Source organism: Bradyrhizobium sp. CCBAU 11386, assembly GCF_028128955.1.
Taxonomy (GTDB): Bacteria; Pseudomonadota; Alphaproteobacteria; order Rhizobiales; family Xanthobacteraceae; genus Bradyrhizobium.
Genome location: NZ_LBKA01000253.1, coordinates 1 through 21,530, shown reverse-complemented (window position 1 = coordinate 21,530; position 21,530 = coordinate 1). Strand labels below are relative to the sequence as shown.

At 58.1% G+C, this 21,530-nt stretch carries 19 protein-coding genes and 1 pseudogene; 16 read left to right on the top strand and 4 right to left on the bottom strand.

Annotated elements, in window-relative coordinates; genetic code table 11:
* The first annotated feature begins 31 nt into the window (after positions 1 to 31).
* The 4 genes from XI09_RS34560 to XI09_RS34545 all read left to right on the top strand — a co-directional run bounded on the left by XI09_RS34560 (position 32) and on the right by XI09_RS34545 (position 4,275).
* Entirely contained in the window at positions 32 to 1,231 is a 1,200-nt protein-coding gene (locus tag XI09_RS34560; RefSeq protein WP_271570861.1) for an ABC transporter substrate-binding protein, read from the top strand.
* A gap of 129 nt (positions 1,232 to 1,360) precedes the next feature.
* Complete coding sequence (locus tag XI09_RS34555) at positions 1,361 to 2,461, top strand: NADH:flavin oxidoreductase (RefSeq protein ID WP_271570860.1); 1,101 nt, start codon at positions 1,361 to 1,363, stop codon at positions 2,459 to 2,461.
* Between the two features lie 177 nt (positions 2,462 to 2,638).
* Complete coding sequence (locus XI09_RS34550) at positions 2,639 to 3,430, top strand: crotonase/enoyl-CoA hydratase family protein (RefSeq protein WP_271570859.1); 792 nt, start codon at positions 2,639 to 2,641, stop codon at positions 3,428 to 3,430.
* Between the two features lie 53 nt (positions 3,431 to 3,483).
* Positions 3,484 to 4,275, top strand: a complete 792-nt coding sequence (locus XI09_RS34545; protein ID WP_271570858.1) for an SDR family oxidoreductase — start codon at positions 3,484 to 3,486, stop codon at positions 4,273 to 4,275.
* A gap of 54 nt (positions 4,276 to 4,329) precedes the next feature.
* Here XI09_RS34545 and XI09_RS34540 read toward each other — a convergent pair whose 3' ends face one another.
* Positions 4,330 to 4,788: a MaoC family dehydratase gene (locus tag XI09_RS34540; protein WP_271570857.1), complete on the bottom strand. Its 459-nt coding sequence runs from the start codon at positions 4,786 to 4,788 to the stop codon at positions 4,330 to 4,332.
* Between the two features lie 195 nt (positions 4,789 to 4,983).
* Here XI09_RS34540 and XI09_RS34535 point away from each other — a divergent pair, with 195 nt between their 5' ends.
* The gene (locus tag XI09_RS34535) at positions 4,984 to 5,931 is read left to right on the top strand and encodes a LysR family transcriptional regulator (RefSeq protein ID WP_271570856.1); all 948 of its coding nucleotides are present in this window, start codon (positions 4,984 to 4,986) and stop codon (positions 5,929 to 5,931) included.
* Positions 5,932 to 6,080: 149 nt separating this feature from the next.
* Entirely contained in the window at positions 6,081 to 7,643 is a 1,563-nt protein-coding gene (locus XI09_RS34530) for a fatty acid--CoA ligase (protein WP_271570855.1), read from the top strand.
* 176 nt (positions 7,644 to 7,819) lie between these two features.
* Here XI09_RS34530 and XI09_RS34525 read toward each other — a convergent pair whose 3' ends face one another.
* A complete protein-coding gene (locus XI09_RS34525; RefSeq protein ID WP_271570854.1) occupies positions 7,820 to 8,881 on the bottom strand; it encodes an AraC family transcriptional regulator in 1,062 nt (353 codons plus the stop codon).
* 218 nt (positions 8,882 to 9,099) lie between these two features.
* Between XI09_RS34525 and XI09_RS34520 the strand changes: the two genes are divergently transcribed.
* The 6 genes from XI09_RS34520 to XI09_RS34495 all read left to right on the top strand — a co-directional run bounded on the left by XI09_RS34520 (position 9,100) and on the right by XI09_RS34495 (position 14,771).
* Entirely contained in the window at positions 9,100 to 9,867 is a 768-nt protein-coding gene (locus XI09_RS34520; RefSeq protein ID WP_271570853.1) for an enoyl-CoA hydratase/isomerase family protein, read from the top strand.
* Positions 9,868 to 9,869: 2 nt separating this feature from the next.
* Positions 9,870 to 11,099 carry a CaiB/BaiF CoA transferase family protein gene (locus XI09_RS34515; RefSeq protein ID WP_271570852.1) on the top strand — a complete coding sequence of 410 codons (1,230 nt, stop codon included), beginning with the start codon at positions 9,870 to 9,872 and terminating at the stop codon, positions 11,097 to 11,099.
* Between the two features lie 86 nt (positions 11,100 to 11,185).
* Positions 11,186 to 11,503: a DUF485 domain-containing protein gene (locus tag XI09_RS34510; protein WP_271570851.1), complete on the top strand. Its 318-nt coding sequence runs from the start codon at positions 11,186 to 11,188 to the stop codon at positions 11,501 to 11,503.
* Entirely contained in the window at positions 11,500 to 13,182 is a 1,683-nt protein-coding gene (actP, locus tag XI09_RS34505; RefSeq protein ID WP_271570850.1) for a cation/acetate symporter ActP, read from the top strand. The genes XI09_RS34510 and actP overlap by 4 nt, the downstream gene beginning before the upstream one ends.
* A complete protein-coding gene (fahA, locus tag XI09_RS34500; RefSeq protein ID WP_271570849.1) occupies positions 13,179 to 14,558 on the top strand; it encodes a fumarylacetoacetase in 1,380 nt (459 codons plus the stop codon). The genes actP and fahA overlap by 4 nt, the downstream gene beginning before the upstream one ends.
* Before the next feature lie 51 nt (positions 14,559 to 14,609).
* A complete protein-coding gene (locus tag XI09_RS34495) occupies positions 14,610 to 14,771 on the top strand; it encodes a hypothetical protein (RefSeq protein WP_271571006.1) in 162 nt (53 codons plus the stop codon).
* A 143-nt stretch (positions 14,772 to 14,914) separates the two neighbouring features.
* Here the strand turns inward: XI09_RS34495 and XI09_RS34490 are convergent.
* Positions 14,915 to 15,007, bottom strand: a pseudogene (locus tag XI09_RS34490) (nitroreductase family protein); the annotation flags it as partial.
* A gap of 69 nt (positions 15,008 to 15,076) precedes the next feature.
* Entirely contained in the window at positions 15,077 to 15,364 is a 288-nt protein-coding gene (locus XI09_RS34485) for a hypothetical protein (protein ID WP_271570848.1), read from the bottom strand.
* A 493-nt stretch (positions 15,365 to 15,857) separates the two neighbouring features.
* Here XI09_RS34485 and XI09_RS34480 point away from each other — a divergent pair, with 493 nt between their 5' ends.
* The 4 genes from XI09_RS34480 (at position 15,858) to XI09_RS34465 (ending at position 21,353) form a co-directional block, all read left to right on the top strand.
* Positions 15,858 to 16,541, top strand: coding sequence for a vWA domain-containing protein (locus XI09_RS34480; RefSeq protein ID WP_271570847.1), 684 nt, complete (start codon positions 15,858 to 15,860; stop codon positions 16,539 to 16,541).
* Positions 16,538 to 17,338 carry a PP2C family serine/threonine-protein phosphatase gene (locus tag XI09_RS34475; protein ID WP_271570846.1) on the top strand — a complete coding sequence of 267 codons (801 nt, stop codon included), beginning with the start codon at positions 16,538 to 16,540 and terminating at the stop codon, positions 17,336 to 17,338. Before XI09_RS34480 ends, XI09_RS34475 begins: the two co-directional genes overlap by 4 nt.
* The gene (locus XI09_RS34470) at positions 17,313 to 20,123 is read left to right on the top strand and encodes a helix-hairpin-helix domain-containing protein (protein WP_271570845.1); all 2,811 of its coding nucleotides are present in this window, start codon (positions 17,313 to 17,315) and stop codon (positions 20,121 to 20,123) included. Before XI09_RS34475 ends, XI09_RS34470 begins: the two co-directional genes overlap by 26 nt.
* A 606-nt stretch (positions 20,124 to 20,729) precedes the next feature.
* Positions 20,730 to 21,353 (top strand): thermonuclease family protein, encoded by a 624-nt coding sequence (locus tag XI09_RS34465; protein ID WP_333939159.1) that lies wholly within the window; start codon positions 20,730 to 20,732, stop codon positions 21,351 to 21,353.
* Positions 21,354 to 21,530 lie beyond the last annotated feature (177 nt).

Below are 21,530 nucleotides of genomic sequence, written 5' to 3'. Positions count from 1 at the left end.
GCGACGTATTCGTCGCCGGAGGGAGATGTCAATGTTCAGGAAGACCACGATTGCGGCCGCGCTCGCGGCATCGATAGCCTGCATGCCGGCGCATGCGGAAACCCCTGGGGTTACCGAATCCGAGGTGAAGATCGGGGCGACTTTCCCGTTCAGCGGCCCTGCTTCGCCGCTCAGCAATACCGGCAAGGGCCTGATCGCCTACGTCAACTCGATCAACGATCGCGGCGGTATCAACGGGCGAAAAATCAACCTCATAACCTACGACGACGCCTACAGTCCGCCAAAGACGGTAGAGCAGACCCGAAAGCTTATCGAAAGCGACGAGGTGGCGTTCCTGTTCGGTCCGCTGGGCACACCCGGCATCAGCGCCACCATCAAGTATGTCAACGCAAAGAAAGTGCCCCATCTTTTCGTCGTCAGCGGAGTCACCAAGTTCACCAATTTCGCTGAATTTCCCATGACCACGACTGGGTTGCCGAGCTACGACACCGAGGGTCGGATCTATGCGAAATACATCACTCAGACCCGCCCGGATGCGAAGATAGCGATCCTGTATCAGAATGACGATCTGGGTAAGGACTTCGTCAATGCATTCAAAGGCTATCTGAAAGAAGGCTTCGACAAAAAGGTTGTGGTGTCGTCGTATGAGGTCACCGAGCCGACGATCGATTCCCATGTCGTGTCGTTGAAGGCGTCAGGCGCAGAGGCTTTCCTGGTCGCCGGAACGCCGAAGTTCGCGGCCCAGGCTATCAAGAAGGCCGATGAGATTGGTTGGAAGCCGCTGTTCCTGATCAACTTCGTTTCGAGCTCGGTCTCTTCGACGATCGTCCCCGCGGGGCCGGAAAAGGCCGTGGGCATCGTCGCGGCGACGATCACCAAAGATCCGGACGACAAGAAGTGGACCGGTGACCCCGGCATCAAATGGTACCGCGAGCATTTCGCGAAGTACCTGCCGGGCGCCGACATCGGAGATGCTAACTACCTGTTCGGTACGCAGCAAGGACAGCTCCTGGAGCAGGTGCTCAAGCAGTGCGGAAACGATCTTTCGCGCGAGAACATCGTCAAGCAATCCCGAAGCATACGCGGTCTGTCGCTGCCGACTGCGATACCGGGCATTACCATCAACACAGGGCCCGAAAACAGCAAGGCGTATACGCAGCTGCAATTGCAGCGCTGGACTGGAAGTTCGTGGGAGCAGTTCGGGGATGTGCTTAGCGCGGAGGGGAATTGAACCCTGATTTCTGAGAGGGATCGGAATGATCCGATCCGGTCCCATTGGGATCGCCGCATTCCTTCGCGAGCCAACTGGCGAGACAGCATCGCCGAATAGCAAAGCTGTTCGCTTACTGTGGAGCATCAAATGTTGACCGATCCACTTTTCCGGCCCTTCAAGCTCAAAAATCTGAACTTGCCGAACCGCGTGGTCATGGCGCCGATGACGCGCTCATTCTCTCCGGGTGGAATCGTGACCGAAGAGGTCGCGCAGTACTACCGCCGCCGCGCCGAAGGAAACGTGGGATTCATCATATCGGAGGGCACGGGTGTGGATCGTCCGGCATCCCTCAACGATCCGAAAGTTCCCCGCTTTCACGGGGAAAAGGAGCTCGCGGCGTGGCGGCGCGTGGTCGAAGAGGTGCATGCCGCGGGTGGCTTGATGGCGCCGCAGCTCTGGCATGTCGGAGCCGTTCGTACGCGTGCCGAGAACTGGTCGCCTCCAGGCGCGTACGACAGCCCGTCCGGTCTGTCGCGACCGGAGAAGAAGTTTGGCGAGCCGATGAGCGAAGAGGATATCGCGGACGCCATTCGGGCCTTCGCCGATGCGGCGCTTGCGGCGAAGCGCTTGGGATTCGATGCCGTCGAACTGCACGGAGCGCACGGCTACCTCATCGATCAGTTCTTTTGGGACGGGACCAACCGACGCGAGGACGCATATGGCGGTAAGGACCTGCCCGGCAGGGCGCGGTTTGCCGCCGATATCGTTCGTGCCGTGCGCAAAGCGGTCGGAGCTGAGCTTCCGATTTTGCTTCGTATCAGCCAGTGGAAGCAGCAGGATTATGCGGTGAAGCTGGCCAACACGCCGCGTGCGCTGGAAGCCTGGCTCAAGCCGCTGGTCGATGCAGGGGTCGACATGCTGCATTGCTCGCAACGTCGCTTCTGGGAGCCGGAGTTCGACGGGTCCGATCTCAATTTCGCGGGGTGGGCGAAGAAGGTGACGGGCGTGCCGACGATCACGGTCGGTTCGGTCGGTCTGACCGGCGAGTTCATTGCTGCCTATGGCGGGGAGAGCTCGCGGCCGGCCTCGCTCGACGAATTGATCCGGCGCCTCGAACGCGAGGAGTTCGATCTGGTCGCGGTCGGCCGGGCACTGCTTCAAGATCCGCAGTGGTTGGTCAAGGTGCGTGAAGGCCAGACGGATGAACTGATGCCCTTCGAACGGGCCGCGTTCGGAGTTTTGAGCTGAGCGACGAGTGGATGCGAGGCCGCTTCATCGCCGTTGAATAACGGCTATCCAAATGTTTTGTAGCCGACGTTTCGATGACCGTTCCAAACTGCCGGCAATGCTGATCGGCTGCGCGCTGGTCGACCGGGGGCCTGCGTGTCGTTGCGCGGTCGCCCGTAGCAATTGGGAGGTAAGAAAATGAGCGAGACAAAGACCCAGGTCGGCCAGATCCGCACCGAGGTGCACGGGCATGTGTTCAAGATCATCATCGACAACGTGGCGAAGAAGAACTCCTTCAGTCCGCAGATGATGGCGCAGCTCTCGGATGCGATGACGCTTCTCGACCGGACGGACGATTATTGGGTCGGGGTGCTCTGTGCCGAGGGCCCGGATTTCACGGCCGGGCTTGATATGCCGAAATTCTTTGGACCCAAGGCCGAGAACACGGAAATCAAGCCGGGCAACATCGATGCATTCGCGCTGAAGAGCCGATGCCGCAAGCCCATTGTGGCGGCGGTACAGGGCATCTGCTTCACGATCGGCATCGAAATGATGCTGGCTGGCGATATTGTCGTGGCGGCCGACGACGCCAGGTTCTGCCAGATGGAATCCAAGCGCGGGATCGCACCGCTTGGCGGCGCCCATTTCAGATATCTGACGCGCGCAGGGTGGGGGGATGCGATGTATCATTTGTTCCTGTGCGACGAGTTCAGTGCGGCGCGCGCGCACAAGATCGGGTTTGTTCAGGAAGTCGTGGCTCCCGGGCAGCAGATCGACCGCGCAATGGAGATTGCGAACTTGATCGCGAAGAACGCTCCGATCGGCATTCAGGTGACCAAGGAAGCCGCGCTGAAATATATCGAAGCCGGCGAAAAAGCTGCGATCGATTACATCCCGAAGATCAAGGATCGCGTTTTCAGCAGCGAGGACATGAAAGAAGGCATCCAGTCGTTTGTGGAACGCCGCTCGGCAGTGTTCCGCGGGAGATAGAGATCCGGCGGAACCGCGCAGCAGAACGTCGCTCCAGGTTTGAGGATATAGTTATGGGTAGCGTCAAGAAGGCATTCGATCTCACCGGCAAGAACGCCCTTGTTACAGGTGGCTCCCGCGGCCTCGGACTGCAGATCGCCGAGGCGCTAGGCGAGCAAGGAGCGCGGATTGTGATCTCGTCCCGAAAGGCGCCGGATCTGGAAAAAGCCCAGGCTCATCTTGCCGGTCTCGGCATCGAGGCGGACTGGATCGCAGCCGACAATTCCAAGGACGAGGACGTCAAGCGGCTTGCCGAAGAAACGATCAAGAAGCTTGGGCGGGTGGACATTCTGGTGAACAATGCGGGTGCGTCCTGGGGCGCGCCGACAGAAGATCATCCGATCGAGGCGTGGGACAAGGTGATGAACCTGAACGTTCGCTCACTTTTCCTGCTGAGCCAACAGATAGCGAAGCACTCGATGATTCCGAACCGGTATGGCCGCATCATCAACCTTGCGTCGATTGCAGGTCTGTTTGGAAGTTCCGGTGATATGCAGACGGTCGCCTACAACACGAGCAAGGGGGCGGTGGTCAATTTCACGCGGGCGCTGGCGGGTAGCTGGGGCCGGTACGGGATTACGGCGAATGCTCTTGCGCCCGGCTTTTTCCCGTCGAAGATGACGAAAGGCACGATCGAAGCGGTCGGAGTCGAAAAGCTCGCCGCGGGCGCTCCGCTACGGCGCATTGGCGATGGGGACGATTTGAAAGGCGCCGCGGTACTCTTCGCGAGCGATGCCGGTAAGCACATTACCGGGCAGATCCTTGCCGTCGACGGTGGCCTGACTTCGGTGCTGTCATCTTCGTGAACGTCGCTGTCCAGCCGCCGTGGGTTTTGTGCTGTTACGGTCGACGATGAAGCGCTAGGGGACGACCAAGGTCAGCGTCTCGGCTATCAGGGCTGGTGTTTGGCTGTTCTCGATCTCGAGTACGGCGTTGCCCTTGATCAGCAGGCGCCCATTGTCTTTCGGTTCGACGCTGGTCATGGAGAGCTGAAGGCGAACGCGGTTGCCCGATTTTACCGGCGTCAGGAATCTGACCTTGTCGAGGCCGTAGTTCAAGACGGCAGATGCATCAACCGGCGCGAGCCCCAGGTCCATGCCCAAAGGTGCAATCAACGACAGGCTCAGGAAGCCGTGGGCAATGGTGCCGCCTGCAGCACTTTCCTTGCTCGCCCGATCTGCGTCAACGTGGATCCATTGTCTATCTCCAGTGCATGCCGCGAACTGGTCGATCATGGACTGGTCGACAGTGACCCAATGGGATTTGCCGAGATCCTGGCCTATGAAATCGTTGATCGCTGCTAGTGTGACCTTTGGCATCGCTGGTGTCCACTGTTTCGAATATTGAATATCGGCATATTCAGCCCTGACGCGAAGAAGGCCATGGCGATTTTGTTGAACGGAGATTGCAATATTGAATAACGATTGCGCTCCGCTGTGTTTTCACCCGTGCTTCCAGGCTCCGCTGGTGCCCGGCAGCCGAGAATGCAAAGCGCCTGTGCAAAGGACGAAAGCGTGACCGAAGCAAACTGGGACCTGTTTCGCTTGTTTTCCGTGGTCGCGAGGACCGGAAGCGTCAATCGCGCCGCGCACGAGTTGGGTATGAGCCAGCCGACGTTGAGCAGGCGTCTCAAGGAGTTGGAACGTTACGTGGCTGCTCCCCTGTTCTTTCGCGCCTCGTCCGGCGTGAAGCTGACGCAGGAAGGCGAGGACCTGCAACGCTCGGCCGGAGATATGATGCTCGCGTTCGAGTCGTTTCAGCGCGATCTGCGTTCGCGGGTCGGGCAGCGATCATCTGTGATCAGGATATCGGCGACCGAAGGCATGACCAAGCATTGGCTTCTGCCACGCGTGAAGGAGTTGCGGCGGCGCAATAGCCGGATCTATCTGGAAATTGTCTCCACCGTAAACCAGCAGAGCGTGGCGACCAGCGATCTCGACTACGTCATCAGGATGGGAGACCCTGGCGAGAACGATCTCATTGGAAAGCGAGTCGCGGACGTGCCGATGGGGATATTCGCTTCTGAGCAGTATCTTGCCGAACGCTCCGCGCCACGGTCATTGCCCGAGTTGAAGGATCACGACATCATCGGCCATACGGCCGATTTTGTATCGTTCCGCAATGTTCGGCCCAATCAGAGGCATTTGTTGGAGTATTTCTCGGAAGCGGCGGGTATCCGCAGCGTCATTCGGGTCAATCCGGTGGCCAATCACTTTGCCGCCGCCGGTTGCGGGCTCGGGCTTGCGCTCCTTGCTGTACCGTTCGCGCAGGCCGAGGGGCTGGTTCAGGTATTGCCGCAGGAGACGGTGACGATGAACGTATGGCTGCTCCGCAGGCGCGAGAGCGACCTGAGAAAATTGACCCGAGAAGTCAGGCGATTTCTGGAAGCAGAATTCGCCGCCTCCAAGGAGTGGCTTGCAGGCATCCCCCGAAATTCAAGAGCGACCAAGCGCAAGGCTTGAGGGCGTTTCAAGTGTTCCGATCGCTCGTGTTCAAAGATGCATGAGCGTGCAGTGGTCATTCCACGCTGAATAACGGTAGTTCAGAATTTAGATACGCGCGAAGCGCCTCGGCGACCATCCTGCTCCAAAAATAGCAATGGGAGGGATGAATGGCCAAATCGGAAGGGTCCTTGCGGTCAACGCCGATCGTCACGATCGCGGAAATTCCGCGACGTTACGCGGCGAGTACTCCAGACGCGATCGCCCTGATCTTCGAAGGGCGCGAGACAAGCTATCGGGCGCTGGACGAATTATCCAATCAGGTCGCCAACGGCCTCGTGGCGACGGGCGTGCGACCGGCGAGCCGTGTTGCCATTCTCGACAGGAATTCGGATATCTTCTTTCAGGTGCTGCTCGGTGCGGCCAAGGTCCGCGCCGTCCTGGTTCCGATCAATGCAAGGCTCGCACCTCCCGAAATCGCTTTCGCAGTCAACGACGCCCAAACCGAAATTCTCTTCGTCGGCGAAGCGTTCGAGAAGATCATCGCTGAAATCCAGGATCAGCTTGATACCATTCGGCAAATCATCGTGCTGGATTCACGTTACCTGAAGTGGCGCGATGCTCAACCCTTGTCTGAACCGGGCTTGCCGGTCAGCGCCGACGACGTCTGCTTGCAGCTATACACCAGCGGCACGACCGGTTATCCGAAGGGCGTACAGCTTTCCCATGCAAACTTTCCACTGCAGTCGCTCGAGGACTGGAAAGCGTGGTCGTCTGACGATGTGATGCTGCTTGCGATGCCCTTGTTCCACATCGCGGGCGTCGGTACCGGTGTGCTCGGTCTGATGGCCGGCCTCAAGACGGTCGTGCTTCGCGAGTTCGTTCCATCAGTGGTGCTCGAAGCGATAGAACGTGATCGGATTACGATCACGTTCCTCGTTCCCGCAATGATATTGGCGATGCTGGCCGAGCGCGACGTCGAGAACTTTGATCTCTCCTCGCTGAGGAAAATTATCTACGGGGCGTCCCCGATACCGCTCGAACTTCTTAGAAAGTCGCTCCGCGTGTTCAGGTATGCGGGGTTCTTTCAGGTGTACGGCCTTACCGAAACGACCGGTGTCATCACCGTTCTGGGAGACACAGACCACTCCGCGGGCGATGACGAACTCCTGAGGTCGTGTGGCCACGCCATCGAAGGCGTCGAACTGCGGATCATCGACGCTTTGGGAAAGTCGCTGTCGGCTCGACAGGTGGGGGAGGTCGTATGTCGCTCATCGCAAAATATGCGGGGATACTGGAATCGGACCGACGACACCGCGAGAACCCTCCGGAACGGTTGGCTGCATACCGGCGATGCCGGGTTTCTCGATGAGAACGGCTATTTGTACATCTACGATCGTTTGAAGGACATGATCGTTTCCGGCGGAGAGAACGTCTATCCCGCCGAGATCGAGAGCGCCTTGTACGGGCATACGGATATCGCCGATGTCGCCGTCATCGGTGTGCCGGACGAAAGGTGGGGTGAAGCGGTCAAGGCCCTCATCGTCTTGAAGCCGGATCGTTCGCCGGATCCGGCGGGCATACTGCATTTCGCGCGAAGACGTCTAGCAGGGTTCAAGATCCCGAAGTCGATCGAATTCGTGGCCGAGCTTCCTCGCAATCCGTCCGGGAAAATATTGAAGCGATTGCTGCGTGAGCGCTATTGGAAGGGATATGAGCGCAGGGTCAACTGAAGCTGTAGCGAAAGATTGCAAGGTCGATCTACTTCAGGGAAACTCGACCAGAGCGCGGGCCGCGTGTCTGCTGAGCCGACAACGGAAGACCTCGACGGGAGGAGGCCGAACTTCTCGGCCTCTTTCGTGGGCCTCCGGCTAGCTTTCCATGCTTTGCGAGCGCGTTCGGCCGAGCATCAGGTCGATACGCGATCTAAACCGGCGCGTCGATAGTCGGTCGGAGAGTGGCCGGTCCACTTTCTAAACGCTTTGCGGAAACTGGTCGCGTCGGCAAATCCAACGCGTTCCGCAACCTGATCGATCAACAAATGGGTGTTTTCGAGAAACTCCATCGCTACAGACTTGCGCATGCTGTCCAGAAGTTCCTGATAGGAGAGGCCCTCGTTGGCCAGTCGCCGATGTAATGTTCGCAACGATAGGCCCAGCTGTCCCGCGACTTCATCTGCCTTTGGAAAGCGTTTTTGGCTGTTCAGACAGGCGGTCCGAATCTTACGAACGAGGTCCGTTTCACCCGGGCGCTCGGCCATGACGACGTCGCAGAAATGTTGGCATACTTGAGCGGTGATGGGATTTGCGTTCGGGCAGGGGACATCAAGAACCCCTGCATCAAAATGCCACTCCATAGAATCGGCATCAAAATCGATTGGGCAATTGAACATCCGCCCATAGTTGCGCCAATGCACCGGCGCTGCGAAGGGGAAAATCATGCGCTTCGTGGGAAATGGCGCCTCTAAAACGCGGCTGAACAGGGATGTCATCGAGCTGCGCCAGAATTCGGCGGTAAATGGCAGAATATCGCCTAATGACTGAACGCCATGGCTCCGCAATATGGCGGTGTTGTCTTCGACGCGGAAACTGATCTGCATCACGACTGGACCCGCCATGGCTGCGTGTTCGACGGAAAACTTGAGCGCCTCGCCAAAGGTCGAGCTGCTGACCATGGCATAGCCGTAGATGCCGTAATCGCTGATCCGTTGTCGTGCGCCGGCTCTCAGGCCTACATCGGAATGCTTCGCCAGCATGCGCGCGTTTCGGTAAAGTGTAACACGCTGCCGATGCGAGATTCGAGCGTGGGGGTCTTCCAGATGACCTGGCTGAACTCCGGTGCGAGCGAACAGGTCCCTCACGGAAACACCTTGCGCCGCGAGTTCGGCAGCCAGTGCCCCCAATCCGAGCATGCTCTGGGTGGGGGCATCGAGATCGGCCGACAGCGGACTGACGATCCTTATCATCGTCATAGATTCCTCCCCTCAAGCGTTAGCTGTTTTCTACAGAATGGCACAATTTGACCCGCTCCGCCATGGGCGCTGGTCGCCGATTTTTATGGGAGCTTCGGTAGGAGTTGGCAGCTTCAAACACGAAGATTGGCACGATTTGACGTTGCCGAACGGCGGGGGTGAATGACTATTGCTCGAGCCAGCGCGGTCCTCCCGGACCTGACCCAGAGAGAGCCTCCATGACGACGGTAACGCACGAAATTGATGGAGCCGTGGGCATCGTGACCCTCGCCAAACCGCCGCACAATTTGATCGATGATGTGATGATCAACGATCTGGTGGCGGCCTATTCGCAAGTGATGGAGGCTGGCTGTCGGGCGATCCTGCTGCGCAGCTCGATGCGTCACTTCTGCGCGGGTGCCGAACTGAAGTCGTTCGGCACCACGACATTGGTCCATGCCGATCAGGAACGTCTGGAAGAAGTACTCCGAGCGCTTGAGGACGTCCCCATTCCTACCGTTGCTGCGCTGAACGGAGGCGTGCTGGGCGGGGGGCTTGAGCTTGCGCTCACCTGCGACATGATCATTGCAGCCGACACGGCCTTCCTCGGGCAAGTCGAAGTTACCGTGGGCTTATTGCCGCTCCTGGGTGGCACGCAACGCATCGCACAGCGTGCCGGCGTTGCTCGCGCGAAGGAAATCTCGATGCTCGGGCGCCGGCACACGCCGGAAGCTTTCGAGCGATGGGGCATTATCAACCTTGTGGTGCCGGAAGCCGACCTGCCCCTGGCGTCCATGACATGGGCGCGCCAGCTTGCAGCCGGACCGACGGCGGTCATCAAGGGTGTCAAGATGCAGGCAAATCTGGCGGCCCGCGGCGGAATCGAAGCTGCCGATTCTCGGCAGGTGGAAATCAACGACATGATCTGGAAGGCCGAAGATCGGCAGCGTGGCTTTGATGCCTTCTTTGCGACCGGACCCGCATCCGCCGTGTTCAAGGGGAATTGAGCATGTCAGCCCCCCTGGATGGACTGCGCGTGATCGACTTCACCCGCGTGCTCGCGGGTCCCCACTGCACCAAGGCGCTGCGGGATCTGGGAGCCGACGTGACCAAGATCGAGCCGCCGTCCGGCGATCTGGGCCGTATTGGTCTGCCGCATATCGGTGACATGGGTCTGTATTACGTTCAGCAAAATGCTGGCAAGCGCAATCTGAGCCTGGACCTGAATTGGGCGGAGGCGCGCGAGATCGTAGCCGATATGTGCAAGGAGGCCGACGTAATCGTCGAAAACTTCCGTCCCGGTACCTTGAAGCGCTTTGGATTAGCCTACGATGACGTGCGCGCCTTCAATCCCCGGATCGTTTATGTTTCGTTGAGCGGATACGGGCAATCGACGTCGTGGAAGAATCGTCCGGCGTTCGCGCCGACGGTGCAGGCGGAGACTGGCTTTACTGCGCTTGTCGAAGCGCACTTTGGCGACGCCCTATCCGAACCGCGCAACGATGCGTGTAGTCATGCTGATGTTTATACCGGCTTGCAAGGCGTGATTGCCATTCTCGCCGCTCTCCACGATCGCCATCGCACCGGCGAGGGACAGCATGTCGACGTATCAATGGCGGCAACGATGCTTTCGATTAACGAGCGAGCTGGTGCAATGTTGTCGGGAATCGATACCGACGGCGAACCCATCGCGCTTTCGGCGAACGAGTCTCACATTTTCGAAATGTCTGATGGCCGCAGGTTGACGATAGCGGCAAGTCCGATCTACTCGCCCATTTTTGCCAGGTATTGCGCGATGATGAGGCGCAACGATCTGCGGCTAGATCCGCGATTCGCGACTGCCAAGCTTCGGCGGCAGAATTTGCCCGCTCTCTTGGCCGAGGTCAGGGCCTGGCTGACGACCTTTTCCAGTCTGGAGCAGCTGCAAACCCAGATCAGCGAAGCGGGCCTTGCGGTGGGTATGATTCGCACCGTCAGCGAATTTGCCGAGTCCGATTGGGTGAAAGAGTGGGGTGCTGTGGTCGATGTTGACGACCGGGCCGGTGGAACCGTTCGGATGCCCGGAAACCCATGGGTCTTCAGTCGTTCGGCATTACCTCCTCCCGGTGTCCCCGCGTTCCAGGGAGAACACAACGAAGAGATCCTGGCGGAGCGAAAGATTTCGCCAACCCGCATCAAGGATATGGAGCAGAGAAAGGTGCTGCTCAGCCGCCGCAATCCCGTCGGCTCGTTCGATTGAGAGTGACCTACAGGTAATCGCAGCTGAGATGAACTAAGCGGTCAAAGAATCGCGCTCGGAAAAACTGAAGTCCGGAGGAGGAACACATGGCGCCGCTGTCGCCGGAACAGACCAATCGAATACTCGCAAACTCGACATTCCGCGAACTGGCCTCCGCCCGCTCGAGGCTCCGCTGGGGGCTTTCGCTAATCACCCTGGTGATCTTCTTCGGATTCATCGGTCTGATTTCCGCTGCGCCCTCGGTACTCGGGGCGAGCATGGCTGGCGGAAACATTCCCCTTGGCATGGCGGTCGCCCTCGGAATGATCGCGCTAATCGTCGTTCTGACCGGCTATTACGTTTGGCGCTCCAACAGATATTTTGACCGTCTAGTTCAGGCCATTCAAGGAGAGGCCCGTCGATGAACGCGCGTATTTTTCTGGCGGCACTAGCAACGGCAATGCCGTTCTCGGTGCACGCGCAAACGGGTATTGCGGCATCACATGGCCCGAATTGGATAGCCATCGGCATGTTCCTGCTGATCGTAGCCGTCACCCTGATCATAACGTATCGATCGGCAGGGCGAACAAAATCCAAAGCCGATTTCTACACGGCAGGCCATGAGATTACCCCAGTGCAGAATGGACTCGCGATCGCCGGCGACTTCCTTTCAGCCGCGGCATTCTTGGGAATTTCGGCGCTTATCTATACGACGGGCTACGACGGTCTCATCTACGCGATCGGCTTTCTTACAGGATGGCTTGTGGTTCTCTTTCTGATGTCGGAGCGTTTGCGCAATCTAGGCAGCTACACCTTTGCCGACGCAGCGTCATTCAGGTTGGATCGAACGTCGGTTCGTCTAGTGGCTGCCACAGGAAGCCTCGTCGTCGTACTATTCTATCTAATCGCGCAGATGATTGGCGCCGGCAAGGTCATTCAGTTGCTGTTTGGCGTGAACTATTTATTCGCCGTCGCAGGCGTTGGGCTGCTAATGATAGTTTATGTGGCTGTCGGCGGCATGCAGGCCACAACGTGGGTACAGATCACCAAGGCGTTGCTGTTGCTTGGTGGTGGTACGCTGATGGGCTTAGTCGTTCTCTGGCGCTTCGATTTCAGTCTCGGGCGTATCTTTCTTGAAGCAGGTCAGGTGCACCCAAAGGGCGCGGCCATTCTAGCACCTGGTGGCCTGTTCGCAGAGCCCGTTTCAGCAGTCTCACTTGGGCTGGCGCTTGTGTTCGGAACTGCAGGCTTGCCGCATATCCTGATGCGGTTCTTTACGGTCAAGGATTCGGCTGGCGCGAGAAAGTCGGTCTTCTATGCGACGACTTGCGTTGCCTATTTTTGCCTGCTGGTTCCGCTGTTCGGTTTTGCTGCTGTAGCAATTCTGATGCCTGACGTTGGTTTCTTCAATGTCAGTGCGAACGGACAATTCAACAAGATCACTGATCTAATCGGGGGACCGAACATGGCGGCTGTCCATTTGTCGGGAGCCCTCGGTGGTCCAATCCTGCTGGGCTTTATTTCGGCAGTCGCATTCGCGACCATTCTTGCCGTCGTCGCCGGTCTGACGCTTGCAGGTGCCTCGGCGATTAGCCATGATCTGTACGGTCAAGTGATCGCTGGCGGCCATGCACCGGAAGGCCGCGAAGTTCGCATCGCGAAGCTTGCTGCGATCGTGATCGGCATTGCGGCGATCGCGCTGGCTTACGCGTTTGAGAATCAGAACGTCGCCTTCATGGCGGGGCTCGCATTATCAGTAGCGGCAAGCTGCAACTTTCCGGTTCTGGCGATGGCCATCTTCTGGCGCGGAACGACGACGCGCGGAGCCGTGATCGGTGGGATTGTAGGTCTGGTCAGTTCGATTCTGCTCGTGGTCCTGAGCAAGACGGTTTGGGTAGCCGTCTTCCATTACGCTGCGCCGGTTTTTCCTTACGATAATCCTGCGCTGTTCTCGATGCCGCTGGCCTTCCTCGCCATATGGTTGGGCTCAATGAGCGACAAGACAGTTCGGGCGAGTGCTGAGCGGCAGGCGTTTGAGGCACAGTTTGTCCAGTCCGAGACGGGCATCAGGAGCACGGAGAATTTGGCAGGAGCCGCCACGTGAAGACTTTCATGGACGAAACTCACGATTCGGGACGCCGGAGCTTTGTGAGCACGGCGAATGATCCGCTGGGAGACTTTCCAATCCAGAATTTGCCATTTGGCATTTTCAGCCGCGACAAAGATACCAAGAAATCTGCCGGTGTAGCGATTGGTGATCAAATTTTCGATCTCCATGCCGCGTTCAGGCTGGGTTTGCTTTCAGACGATGTCCCCGAGGAGGTGTTCGCCGCACCTTCCTTGAATGCGCTCTTCGCGTTGGGGCGCGAACGACTCAGGCGGCTGCGCAAGAAACTTGCTGACGCACTTGATGTTGGTGCCAGCGGGGAACGTACTCGCCGGAGTGCTTCGGATATTCTCGTCACGATGGAACGGTGTGTTATGCATCGTCCAACCTCGGTACCGAATTTCACCGACTTTTATGCCGGCATCCACCATGCAAAAGCTGCAGGCGCATTGCTCACCCCGGAAAACCCGCTGCCCGCAAACTACAAATGGGTGCCGATAGCGTATCACGGCAGAGCTTCGTCAGTGGAGATAGGTGGGGGTCTGGTTCGCCGGCCGACAGCACAACTCGCTCCGACGGTAGATGGAGCTCCGCCCGGCTTCGGTCCCTCCGAACGATTGGATTTCGAACTGGAGATGGGATTTTACGTCGCGGGTGGTAACCAGCTCGGCTATCCGATAGCGATCTCGGAAGCTGAAGAGCAGATCATCGGCTACTCGCTGCTCAACGACTGGTCGGCCCGAGACGTGCAGCGTTGGGAAATGTATCCACTTGGCCCATTCCTAAGCAAGAGCTTCGCGACTTCCGTGTCGCCGTGGGTAGTAACGGCAGATGCTCTCGCTCCGTTTCGGACGCCGGCGATGAAGCGCCCGGAAGGGGACCCCCGGCCCCTGAAATATCTGCTGGACGAATATGACCAGGAGCTTGGCGGGTTGGACATCAGCCTCAGGGTGTTTCTGTCGACGAAGACGATGAGAGCTGCAGGGGAGCCAGCGACGGAGATTCTCAAATCGAACGCGTCCCATCTCTATTGGACGCCGGCGCAGATGATCGCCCATCACACCGTGAACGGCTGCAACTTGCAGGCTGGCGACCTGATCGGGACCGGTACAATTTCGGGGCCGACCGAGGCCGAATTGAGCAGCATGCTGGAATTGACCCGCGCTGGCGCAAGGCCCATCACGCTTCCAAACGGGGAGCGACGAGGCTTCCTCCTTGATGGAGACGAAATCCGGTTCGAGGGCCGATGCACGAGAGAAGGTTATGCCTCGATCGGTTTTGGAGCGTGCGTTGGTCGGATTGAAGGGGCGGCGACGAAACCGTCGTCACCCGGCGCTTCAATCGCGAATCCGGGTCCAAGAAGAGGTTCTTGAAAACGGCTTCTGAATGCTGACGGGGTGAACCGCAATAGCGGAGGGGGGACAATGGAAAGCTATCTCGCCATAGAATATGCGAAGAGCATCATGCCGGATATCGAAGCGGATGAGGTGCATTTTGGGCAGCTCATCGCTCTCGCAATTGGATTGTTCTTGGCATGTCTGGGAAAAGTCATCTGTGGGCTCAGGCTGCCAATTTTCGCACCATAATGGTAGCTGATGGGATAGCGGTACGCCTCGCCGAGGCGGCAGACTTCGATCAGGTGTACCTCGCAATGCTGCGCGACTAGCGGCGATGAGAGCGTAGTGATCGAAGCTCCGCGGGTGCGGTGGGATCTTCCTCCAAGCGGGGTCTGATTCCAGACGATCGGACGCAGCCGCGCCTTCGCTTCGGATGAGCGCACGGCGATGAAGCGCCAGTTCTGCAGATGGAATGAAGGCGCTGAGCGGCGGGAATGTGCCGTTCGGGCGCGCGTCGTCGTGTCCCAATCGGAGACGCGACGCATTGCGGCGTATCAGGCCTTGGCGAGAGCTTCGGCGTAACGGGATTTGATTTCCGTAACCGCGCTTTCCGGAGTGCCATTGCGCAGGATCATGCGCTGGAAGGCCTCGCCGGCGATTTGATTGAAAGTCGACTGGATGACGGAGTAGGTAACCATACGTCCGCGCTCCTGCACCAGTTTCTTCCAGCCCTGCTGATCGGCGGCCTCGGGCGAGGCGAAGTAGGGATCGTCGTAGGCGCTTGTCCGGGCAACGACTTCACCGCCGTGCGCGGCGATTTTTTGCGCGGTCGAGCTGGTCATGAATGGTATGGAGCCCGAACGCTCCGAGGATGACATCCAACGCGACGAGCTCGGCCCACCAGGAGTCCCCGGGAAAGAACGTCCCGCGAAGATGACACCTCAGCGCGAAAAGAAGACGCCGAAGGACGTCCATCCTGGACATCCGGCATAAACTCGATGGATACGTTCGATCCCGATATGCCGTGTCGCGTTCACGATGGCCTAAGTGACCAAATCATCGAATGGAGCCCTCAGTGGGCTTCGATGTACCGCGAGCACGCGTCGAAATGGGAAGGCAGCGTAGACCCGGCTGCGTGAGGCCCGATGGGGAGTTAGCGGGCCGGCGGAACCTCCGCAGGGGGTGCATCCGATTGCTGACGTTCAGAAAAGGCAACGACCGATTGCCGTCTCCTCAATTAGTCGAAAATGGGGATTCCTCGCTCCTCTATTGGTTGTAAAGGCTCGTACATTGTATAGAGATGCTTGCACTCAATAGATATCAAGGGGGGCAAACGTGTCGGAAAACGACTTTGCGCAGCAGCCATTCAGTGCAGCAGAATTCGTCGAGAATCCCGAAAATCGATGCCCCGTTATCCTTGTTCTAGACAATTCTGGGTCGATGAGCGGTGCTCCAATACAGCAACTCAACGACGGCCTTCAGGCTTTTCGCGATGAACTGGCGGCAGACAGCCTGGCAGCCAAGCGGGTTGAAGTGGCCGTTATTACCTTTGGGCCCGTTCAAGTTCAGTCGGATTTTGCGACCGTCCATAATTTCTATCCACCGCGGATCGAAAGTGCTGGGGCCACCCCGATGGGAGAGGCGATCGAGCGGGCCCTTGATATGCTCAAGGATAGAAAGGCCACTTACCGAGCGGCTGGGGTCAAGCATTATCGTCCTTGGGTCTTCTTGATCACCGACGGATCGCCAACCGATTCCGTGAGCCGTGCTACTCAGCTTGTTCACGAGGGCGAAGCTGCAAAATCATTTATGTTCTATGCCGTTGGCGTAGAAGGTGCGGACTTTGGCACGTTACGAACGATTGCGACGCGCGAGCCGTTGAAACTGAAAGGGCTCCAGTTCAAAGAGTTCTTCCAGTGGCTCTCGGCTTCGCTTTCGTCAGTCTCAAAGTCAAATCCAGGCGATCAAGTGCCATTGCAGAATCCCACGGCTCCGGACGGATGGGCCACGGCGGGATGACCGAACCCAGCTGGGAATGGGTTGCTGCGAGCGCGACGGGCACATCGCATCTCCGAATTGAAAGAGGTTGCGATGATGCGGGCGCGTGCGTATTCGTTTCCGGCAAGAATGAATCCGCTCTAGTTGCTGTTTGCTCCGATGGGGCGGGCTCCGCCGAGCGGTCTTCAATTGGTTCTCGCATCATAGTTCGCTCCTTCTGCCGCAGCGTAAAGAGGTACTTGGAAGGCGGTGGCACTTTGGCCGGCTTATCCCGCGAAATTGCGAGTGATTGGCTCGACGACATGCGCGGGCGGATTGAGATCACTTCAAGGTCTGCCGAGCTCACTCCGCGCGACTTCGCTGCGACCTTGGTCGGATGCATCGTCGGGAGCGGCACAGCCAAGGTTCTCCATGTCGGTGATGGAGCCGCTGTCTATCGTACGTCAAACTCTGATGAGTGGAGTGTCGGCAGCTGGCCGTCTCACGGAGAGTATGCGTCGACGACCTATTTTGTAACAGACGATCCGGAGCCGTCGTTTCAGCTGAATGAGATTGATGGCTCACTGTCTGAGCTCGCTGTATTCACGGACGGCATTGAGCATCTCGTTCTAAATTTTTCGACACGCAGCGCGTTTCCTCCTTTCTTCAACCAGATGTTCTCCGGCTTCAAGCCCGGCGGGATCGGGAAGAATCGTAGGTTATCCCGGCATCTCTGCAACTATTTGAACAGTCCGTCGGTGTGCGACAGGACAGATGACGACAAAACTCTATTACTTGCTCGCCGAACCCTAAATGTCGCGTCTCAAGAGCATATTTGATCAGCAGAGGAAGCCGGTCCCGCTTGGTAAGCTGTTGGGACGCGGCGGTGAAGGTGCTGTGTTCGAGATTGTCGGCGAACCGGACCTTGTGGCTAAGATTTACCATCCCGATAAGGCGCGTGAACGGCAGCAAAAGATCGCGGCCATGGTCGCGAGTGGAATTCAGACTAAGGTATCCAACGCGGCGTTTCCATTATCGCCGTTATATGAGGGCGGCGGTACGTTCGCCGGCTTCACGATGCATCGCATCGGGAAACAAAAGCCGGTTCACCAACTGTACTCGCCGGCTAGTCGGCGAAATGAATTCCCAAACGCAGATTACAGGCTGCTGCTTCGAACTGCGCAAAATATTGCGCGTGCAGTCGCCGCCGTGCATTCGACCGGCTGCGTTATCGGTGACCTGAATCACTCGGGGATCTTGGTTGGCGCTGACGCCACCGCAACTCTCATCGACTGCGATTCATTTCAGTTCTCGGCGAACGCAAAGACGTTCTATTGTGCGGTTGGCGTGCCTGACTACACGCCTCCTGAGCTACAGGGGAGATCGCTCGAGAATATAAATCGAACACCCAATCACGACGCCTTTGGATTGGGCGTGGCTATCTTTAGCTTGCTGTTCCTGGGGCGGCATCCATTTGCCGGTCGATATCTTGGTCGCGGCGATATACCCGAAGAGCGAGCAATAGCCGAATATCGCTTTGCGTACTCGTCGGATAGATCCCGCACCCAAACCGAGCCTCCACCATTCGCGCCAACGCTCGCCTATGTTCCACGAGAACTGGCGGTCGCATTTGAAGCGTGCTTCGGGCCGAGCGGAACAAATGGCACCCGGCCCAAGCCTGCGGACTGGATCTCCCTTTTGCAGAGAGCTGAGACGCAGCTCGTCAAATGCAGTGCGTCGGCGGCCCACTTCTACTTCTCGTCAGCACCCAACTGCCCTTGGTGCGGACTCGAAAAGGCCATTCCGGGCTTCATCGCGTTTCCGTCCCCGCTCACGATCAATACCACCACGCCGCTTGATCTCGGCCAACTCATTGCCGCGATTCGCGGGGTGACTGATCCGGGCACGGCGCCGTCCTTATATTCGGCAATGCCGGCAGTTCAGAGCACGCCTAGTGTTCAAAACAAAGGTGTGCTCGATAATTCTTCGGGACAATTCGTGCTGGCAACACTTGGCGGCGCTGTATCGGCTATCCTCTTGAGGTTGGGATATGTTCCACCCTTGATAGGCCTGGGGGCTCTCGCAGCGTCGGGATACTTTGCGCTTAGAAATCCGAAGCAACTGCACGCCAAGGGGCCCCGCTCGCACCAACTCAAGCAGGCTTGGGATCAGATAGATCAGCGTTACAGAACCGAGGGGGATGTATCGCGCTTCAATGAGGCAAGACGCCAATCTGAGCTGAAGATTCGCGAATACAATGAACTACCGAACGAAGAGGCGCGGCGCTTGGCGGATCTGTCGCGCAGACAGCGGGAAATTCAGCTTAGATATTTTCTTGAGCGGTTTAGCCTCGTTAACGCGAAGATTAAAAGCGTAGGTAGTGCGAGGAAGGCGACGTTACGTTCGAACGGGATTGATACTGCAGCGGACATTTCCCGGCAGCGGATCGAGAATATTCCGGGATTCGGTCCAGCAACGGCTGGTCTTCTATTGGCATGGCGGTCGGATCTTGAGCGACGCTTCGTTTTTAATCCGAGCCAGCCGGTCAACCCCAGCGACGTTGCTCAAGTTAAGTCCGACATTGCTCAAAGGCGTATCAATCTCGAAACCGCGTTAAAGGCTGATCTAATCGCTATCAGGACAGCTGCGGCCGAAATTGGGCGTTCCCGCACCGATCTTACCAATCGAGCGCGAGCAATATGGGTAGAATTCAAGCAAGCAGAAGCAGACGAAAAGGTACGAGTCTTTGGTGATGTTGCCGCTCGACGTTGGGTCTTTGGTGTAATTTGCTTTGCCGCATTTATTGTCGCCGGTGTGAATAGTAGTGGCCCAAGTGTCGCCTCTGTGCCGCCAACGCCTCCTTCTCCGCGATCTACGTCCAGCCCGACTTCGGCGATTCCGAACACTTCGAATGCATCTGGAAGCAGTCCGCCTATTGTGAATTTGCCCAACCAAATGTCTACGCAGGCCACGGTGCCTCCTCAGCTTTGGGACTCGACGCCACGGACGCCCTCGCGAGTCGATCGTCCTCCGCAGGAAACTCCAAAGAGCAATGTTGAGGTGGCAGCCGCCCCGCCGATGGTGCCACCGCTCGATCCACCTCGTGAGGTCAAGCCACCAACGCAGCCACTAGCTGAAGCCAGTCCAAACGTTGGCCAATCGAGTCCATCCGTCACGACGCCTGATCCTGCGATTGGTCGACTGAAAGACTTGGGCTTTACCGGGGCGATCGAGCCGTCATGGACCGCCACCGCACTCAACGGCTTGCGAGAGTTCAAGATCGTTAATCATTTGCCGCCTGACAGCCGTTTGGATGCAATGACAACTCAAGCGCTGCAATCGCCTCAGGCAATTGCGCGCAATCGCTCATTTCTTGGCGGCTGGGCGACCGATGCGGCGTGTACGCAGGGCACTCAGCTCACGATCTCAGCTCAAGAGGCCCGGACGGAAGGAGGCGTATGCACATTCGATACTTTTCTTCCTAGTCGATCTGGCTGGATGGTCCGAGGCCATTGTCAGGTTGGCGCAGATCGATGGCCAGCAACAATTAGTTTCGCGGTTGCTGGAACTGCGCTGTCCTGGTCGAGCGCGAAGGGAAATACAACATACTATCGATGTAGATAGTGAGGTCGAGCATGGCGAGCTGCTATCACTGCGGAACGGCACTAGCAAAGGGGCATGGCGTTCGCAGAAACGTCAGAACTGGGACAAGCGTAGCGGGATTATTCAGTGGACCGCCGACGATCTTGTTGATGGTACTCGCAACTCTTGCCGGGGCCAAGGTCCCGTCAATTAGAAGCTATTTCGGTCTGCGAACACTATGCCCGAGTTGTGGGCAGCGATTGGACGCAAAGCGGTCCCTGAGGCGTAAAGTCCTTCTTTTCGCTGGCTTCATACTGCTCGTTGTGATGGCCGCGGCCATTGCATCCAGTCGTTGATGGGTCCTTTGGGGAAATTCAATCCCTTGGCCTATCGCGGGATGCCATTGGTGTCCCTCGGGAGCAGGATTGGAGGACCGGCTTTGGCTTTCCCCCGGAGCATGTCGTGGTAAGAGATGTCCGACTCTGGAGCGGGACGGCTTTGATCCTGCTGCTTGCTACTCCAAGCGCCTTCGCGGCGTGCGGCGAGCGCGGCGGGCCCGGCTATCGTGCGCCCGACGGCCGTTGTGTCGGCTGGGCTGATCTCGAAAGAACGTGCGGCAATCCTCCAACGACGAGGTGTACTCCCGAAATGGTGGCGAGTGGGCCGCGGGCGGCGCCGCCTGGGGTTGAATTGTCGTCGCCTAAGCCGCCTCACGCCCCGGCTTTGCAGGACCCAAACTTGACGGGCGGCTCTGAACGGTTTGCGGCTCCGACCACGCTATATGCGGCTCCGACCCCGCAAGTTGCCGGCGACCTTATCGGCCAAGCTAGCATCATTGACGGTGACACGCTCGAAATCCACGGCACCCGCATTCGGCTGTCCGGCATCGATGCGCCAGAGAGCACTCAATTTTGCCGAGGCGAGGACAGTCTGCCATATCGTTGCGGTGCGAAGGCCGCCAATGAACTCAGTGCCTTCATCGCGCAAAGGCCAGTGACCTGCGTACCTGTCTCGTCGGATCAGTACGGGCGCACTGTAGCGACGTGCTCGGTGGCCGGGATTGATCTGGCGGACTGGCTGGTTCACAACGGATTTGCGCTTGATTGGCCGCGCTATTCAAAGGGCAAATATGCCTCCGCTCAACACGACGCCGAAAGATCTGGGCGAGGCATCTGGGCCGGCAGCTTTGTCGAGCCATGGCTGTACCGGTCGTGCATCCGAGTCGGAGGCCAACCAGCGGTTTGCTCGGACGACGCTAACGCGCGTCCGTGACGCGAAGCGCCCGAAGCTCCTGGAGTGAGACCTGCTAATCTGCCGATGCTGCGGTCTCGATCTTCGACGAGCCGACGTACACTGTCATTCGGCGGTAAGCGCTTAGCCGGAACCCTTGCTTCGGGATCTGGATAGCTATGCGAAGAAGCCTCCGGCTTGGACGGAGGTTTGAGATGG

Coding starts and splice junctions, on each gene's coding strand:
- XI09_RS34560 (WP_271570861.1), top strand. CDS start 32: ATGTTCAGGAAGACCACGATTGCGGCCGCGCTCGCGGCATCGATAGCC.
- XI09_RS34555 (WP_271570860.1), top strand. CDS start 1,361: ATGTTGACCGATCCACTTTTCCGGCCCTTCAAGCTCAAAAATCTGAAC.
- XI09_RS34550 (WP_271570859.1), top strand. CDS start 2,639: ATGAGCGAGACAAAGACCCAGGTCGGCCAGATCCGCACCGAGGTGCAC.
- XI09_RS34545 (WP_271570858.1), top strand. CDS start 3,484: ATGGGTAGCGTCAAGAAGGCATTCGATCTCACCGGCAAGAACGCCCTT.
- XI09_RS34540 (WP_271570857.1), bottom strand. CDS start 4,788: ATGCCAAAGGTCACACTAGCAGCGATCAACGATTTCATAGGCCAGGAT.
- XI09_RS34530 (WP_271570855.1), top strand. CDS start 6,081: ATGGCCAAATCGGAAGGGTCCTTGCGGTCAACGCCGATCGTCACGATC.
- XI09_RS34525 (WP_271570854.1), bottom strand. CDS start 8,881: ATGACGATGATAAGGATCGTCAGTCCGCTGTCGGCCGATCTCGATGCC.
- XI09_RS34520 (WP_271570853.1), top strand. CDS start 9,100: ATGACGACGGTAACGCACGAAATTGATGGAGCCGTGGGCATCGTGACC.
- XI09_RS34515 (WP_271570852.1), top strand. CDS start 9,870: ATGTCAGCCCCCCTGGATGGACTGCGCGTGATCGACTTCACCCGCGTG.
- XI09_RS34510 (WP_271570851.1), top strand. CDS start 11,186: ATGGCGCCGCTGTCGCCGGAACAGACCAATCGAATACTCGCAAACTCG.
- actP (WP_271570850.1), top strand. CDS start 11,500: ATGAACGCGCGTATTTTTCTGGCGGCACTAGCAACGGCAATGCCGTTC.
- XI09_RS34495 (WP_271571006.1), top strand. CDS start 14,610: ATGGAAAGCTATCTCGCCATAGAATATGCGAAGAGCATCATGCCGGAT.
- XI09_RS34485 (WP_271570848.1), bottom strand. CDS start 15,364: ATGACCAGCTCGACCGCGCAAAAAATCGCCGCGCACGGCGGTGAAGTC.
- XI09_RS34475 (WP_271570846.1), top strand. CDS start 16,538: ATGACCGAACCCAGCTGGGAATGGGTTGCTGCGAGCGCGACGGGCACA.
- XI09_RS34470 (WP_271570845.1), top strand. CDS start 17,313: ATGTCGCGTCTCAAGAGCATATTTGATCAGCAGAGGAAGCCGGTCCCG.
- XI09_RS34465 (WP_333939159.1), top strand. CDS start 20,730: ATGGTGGCGAGTGGGCCGCGGGCGGCGCCGCCTGGGGTTGAATTGTCG.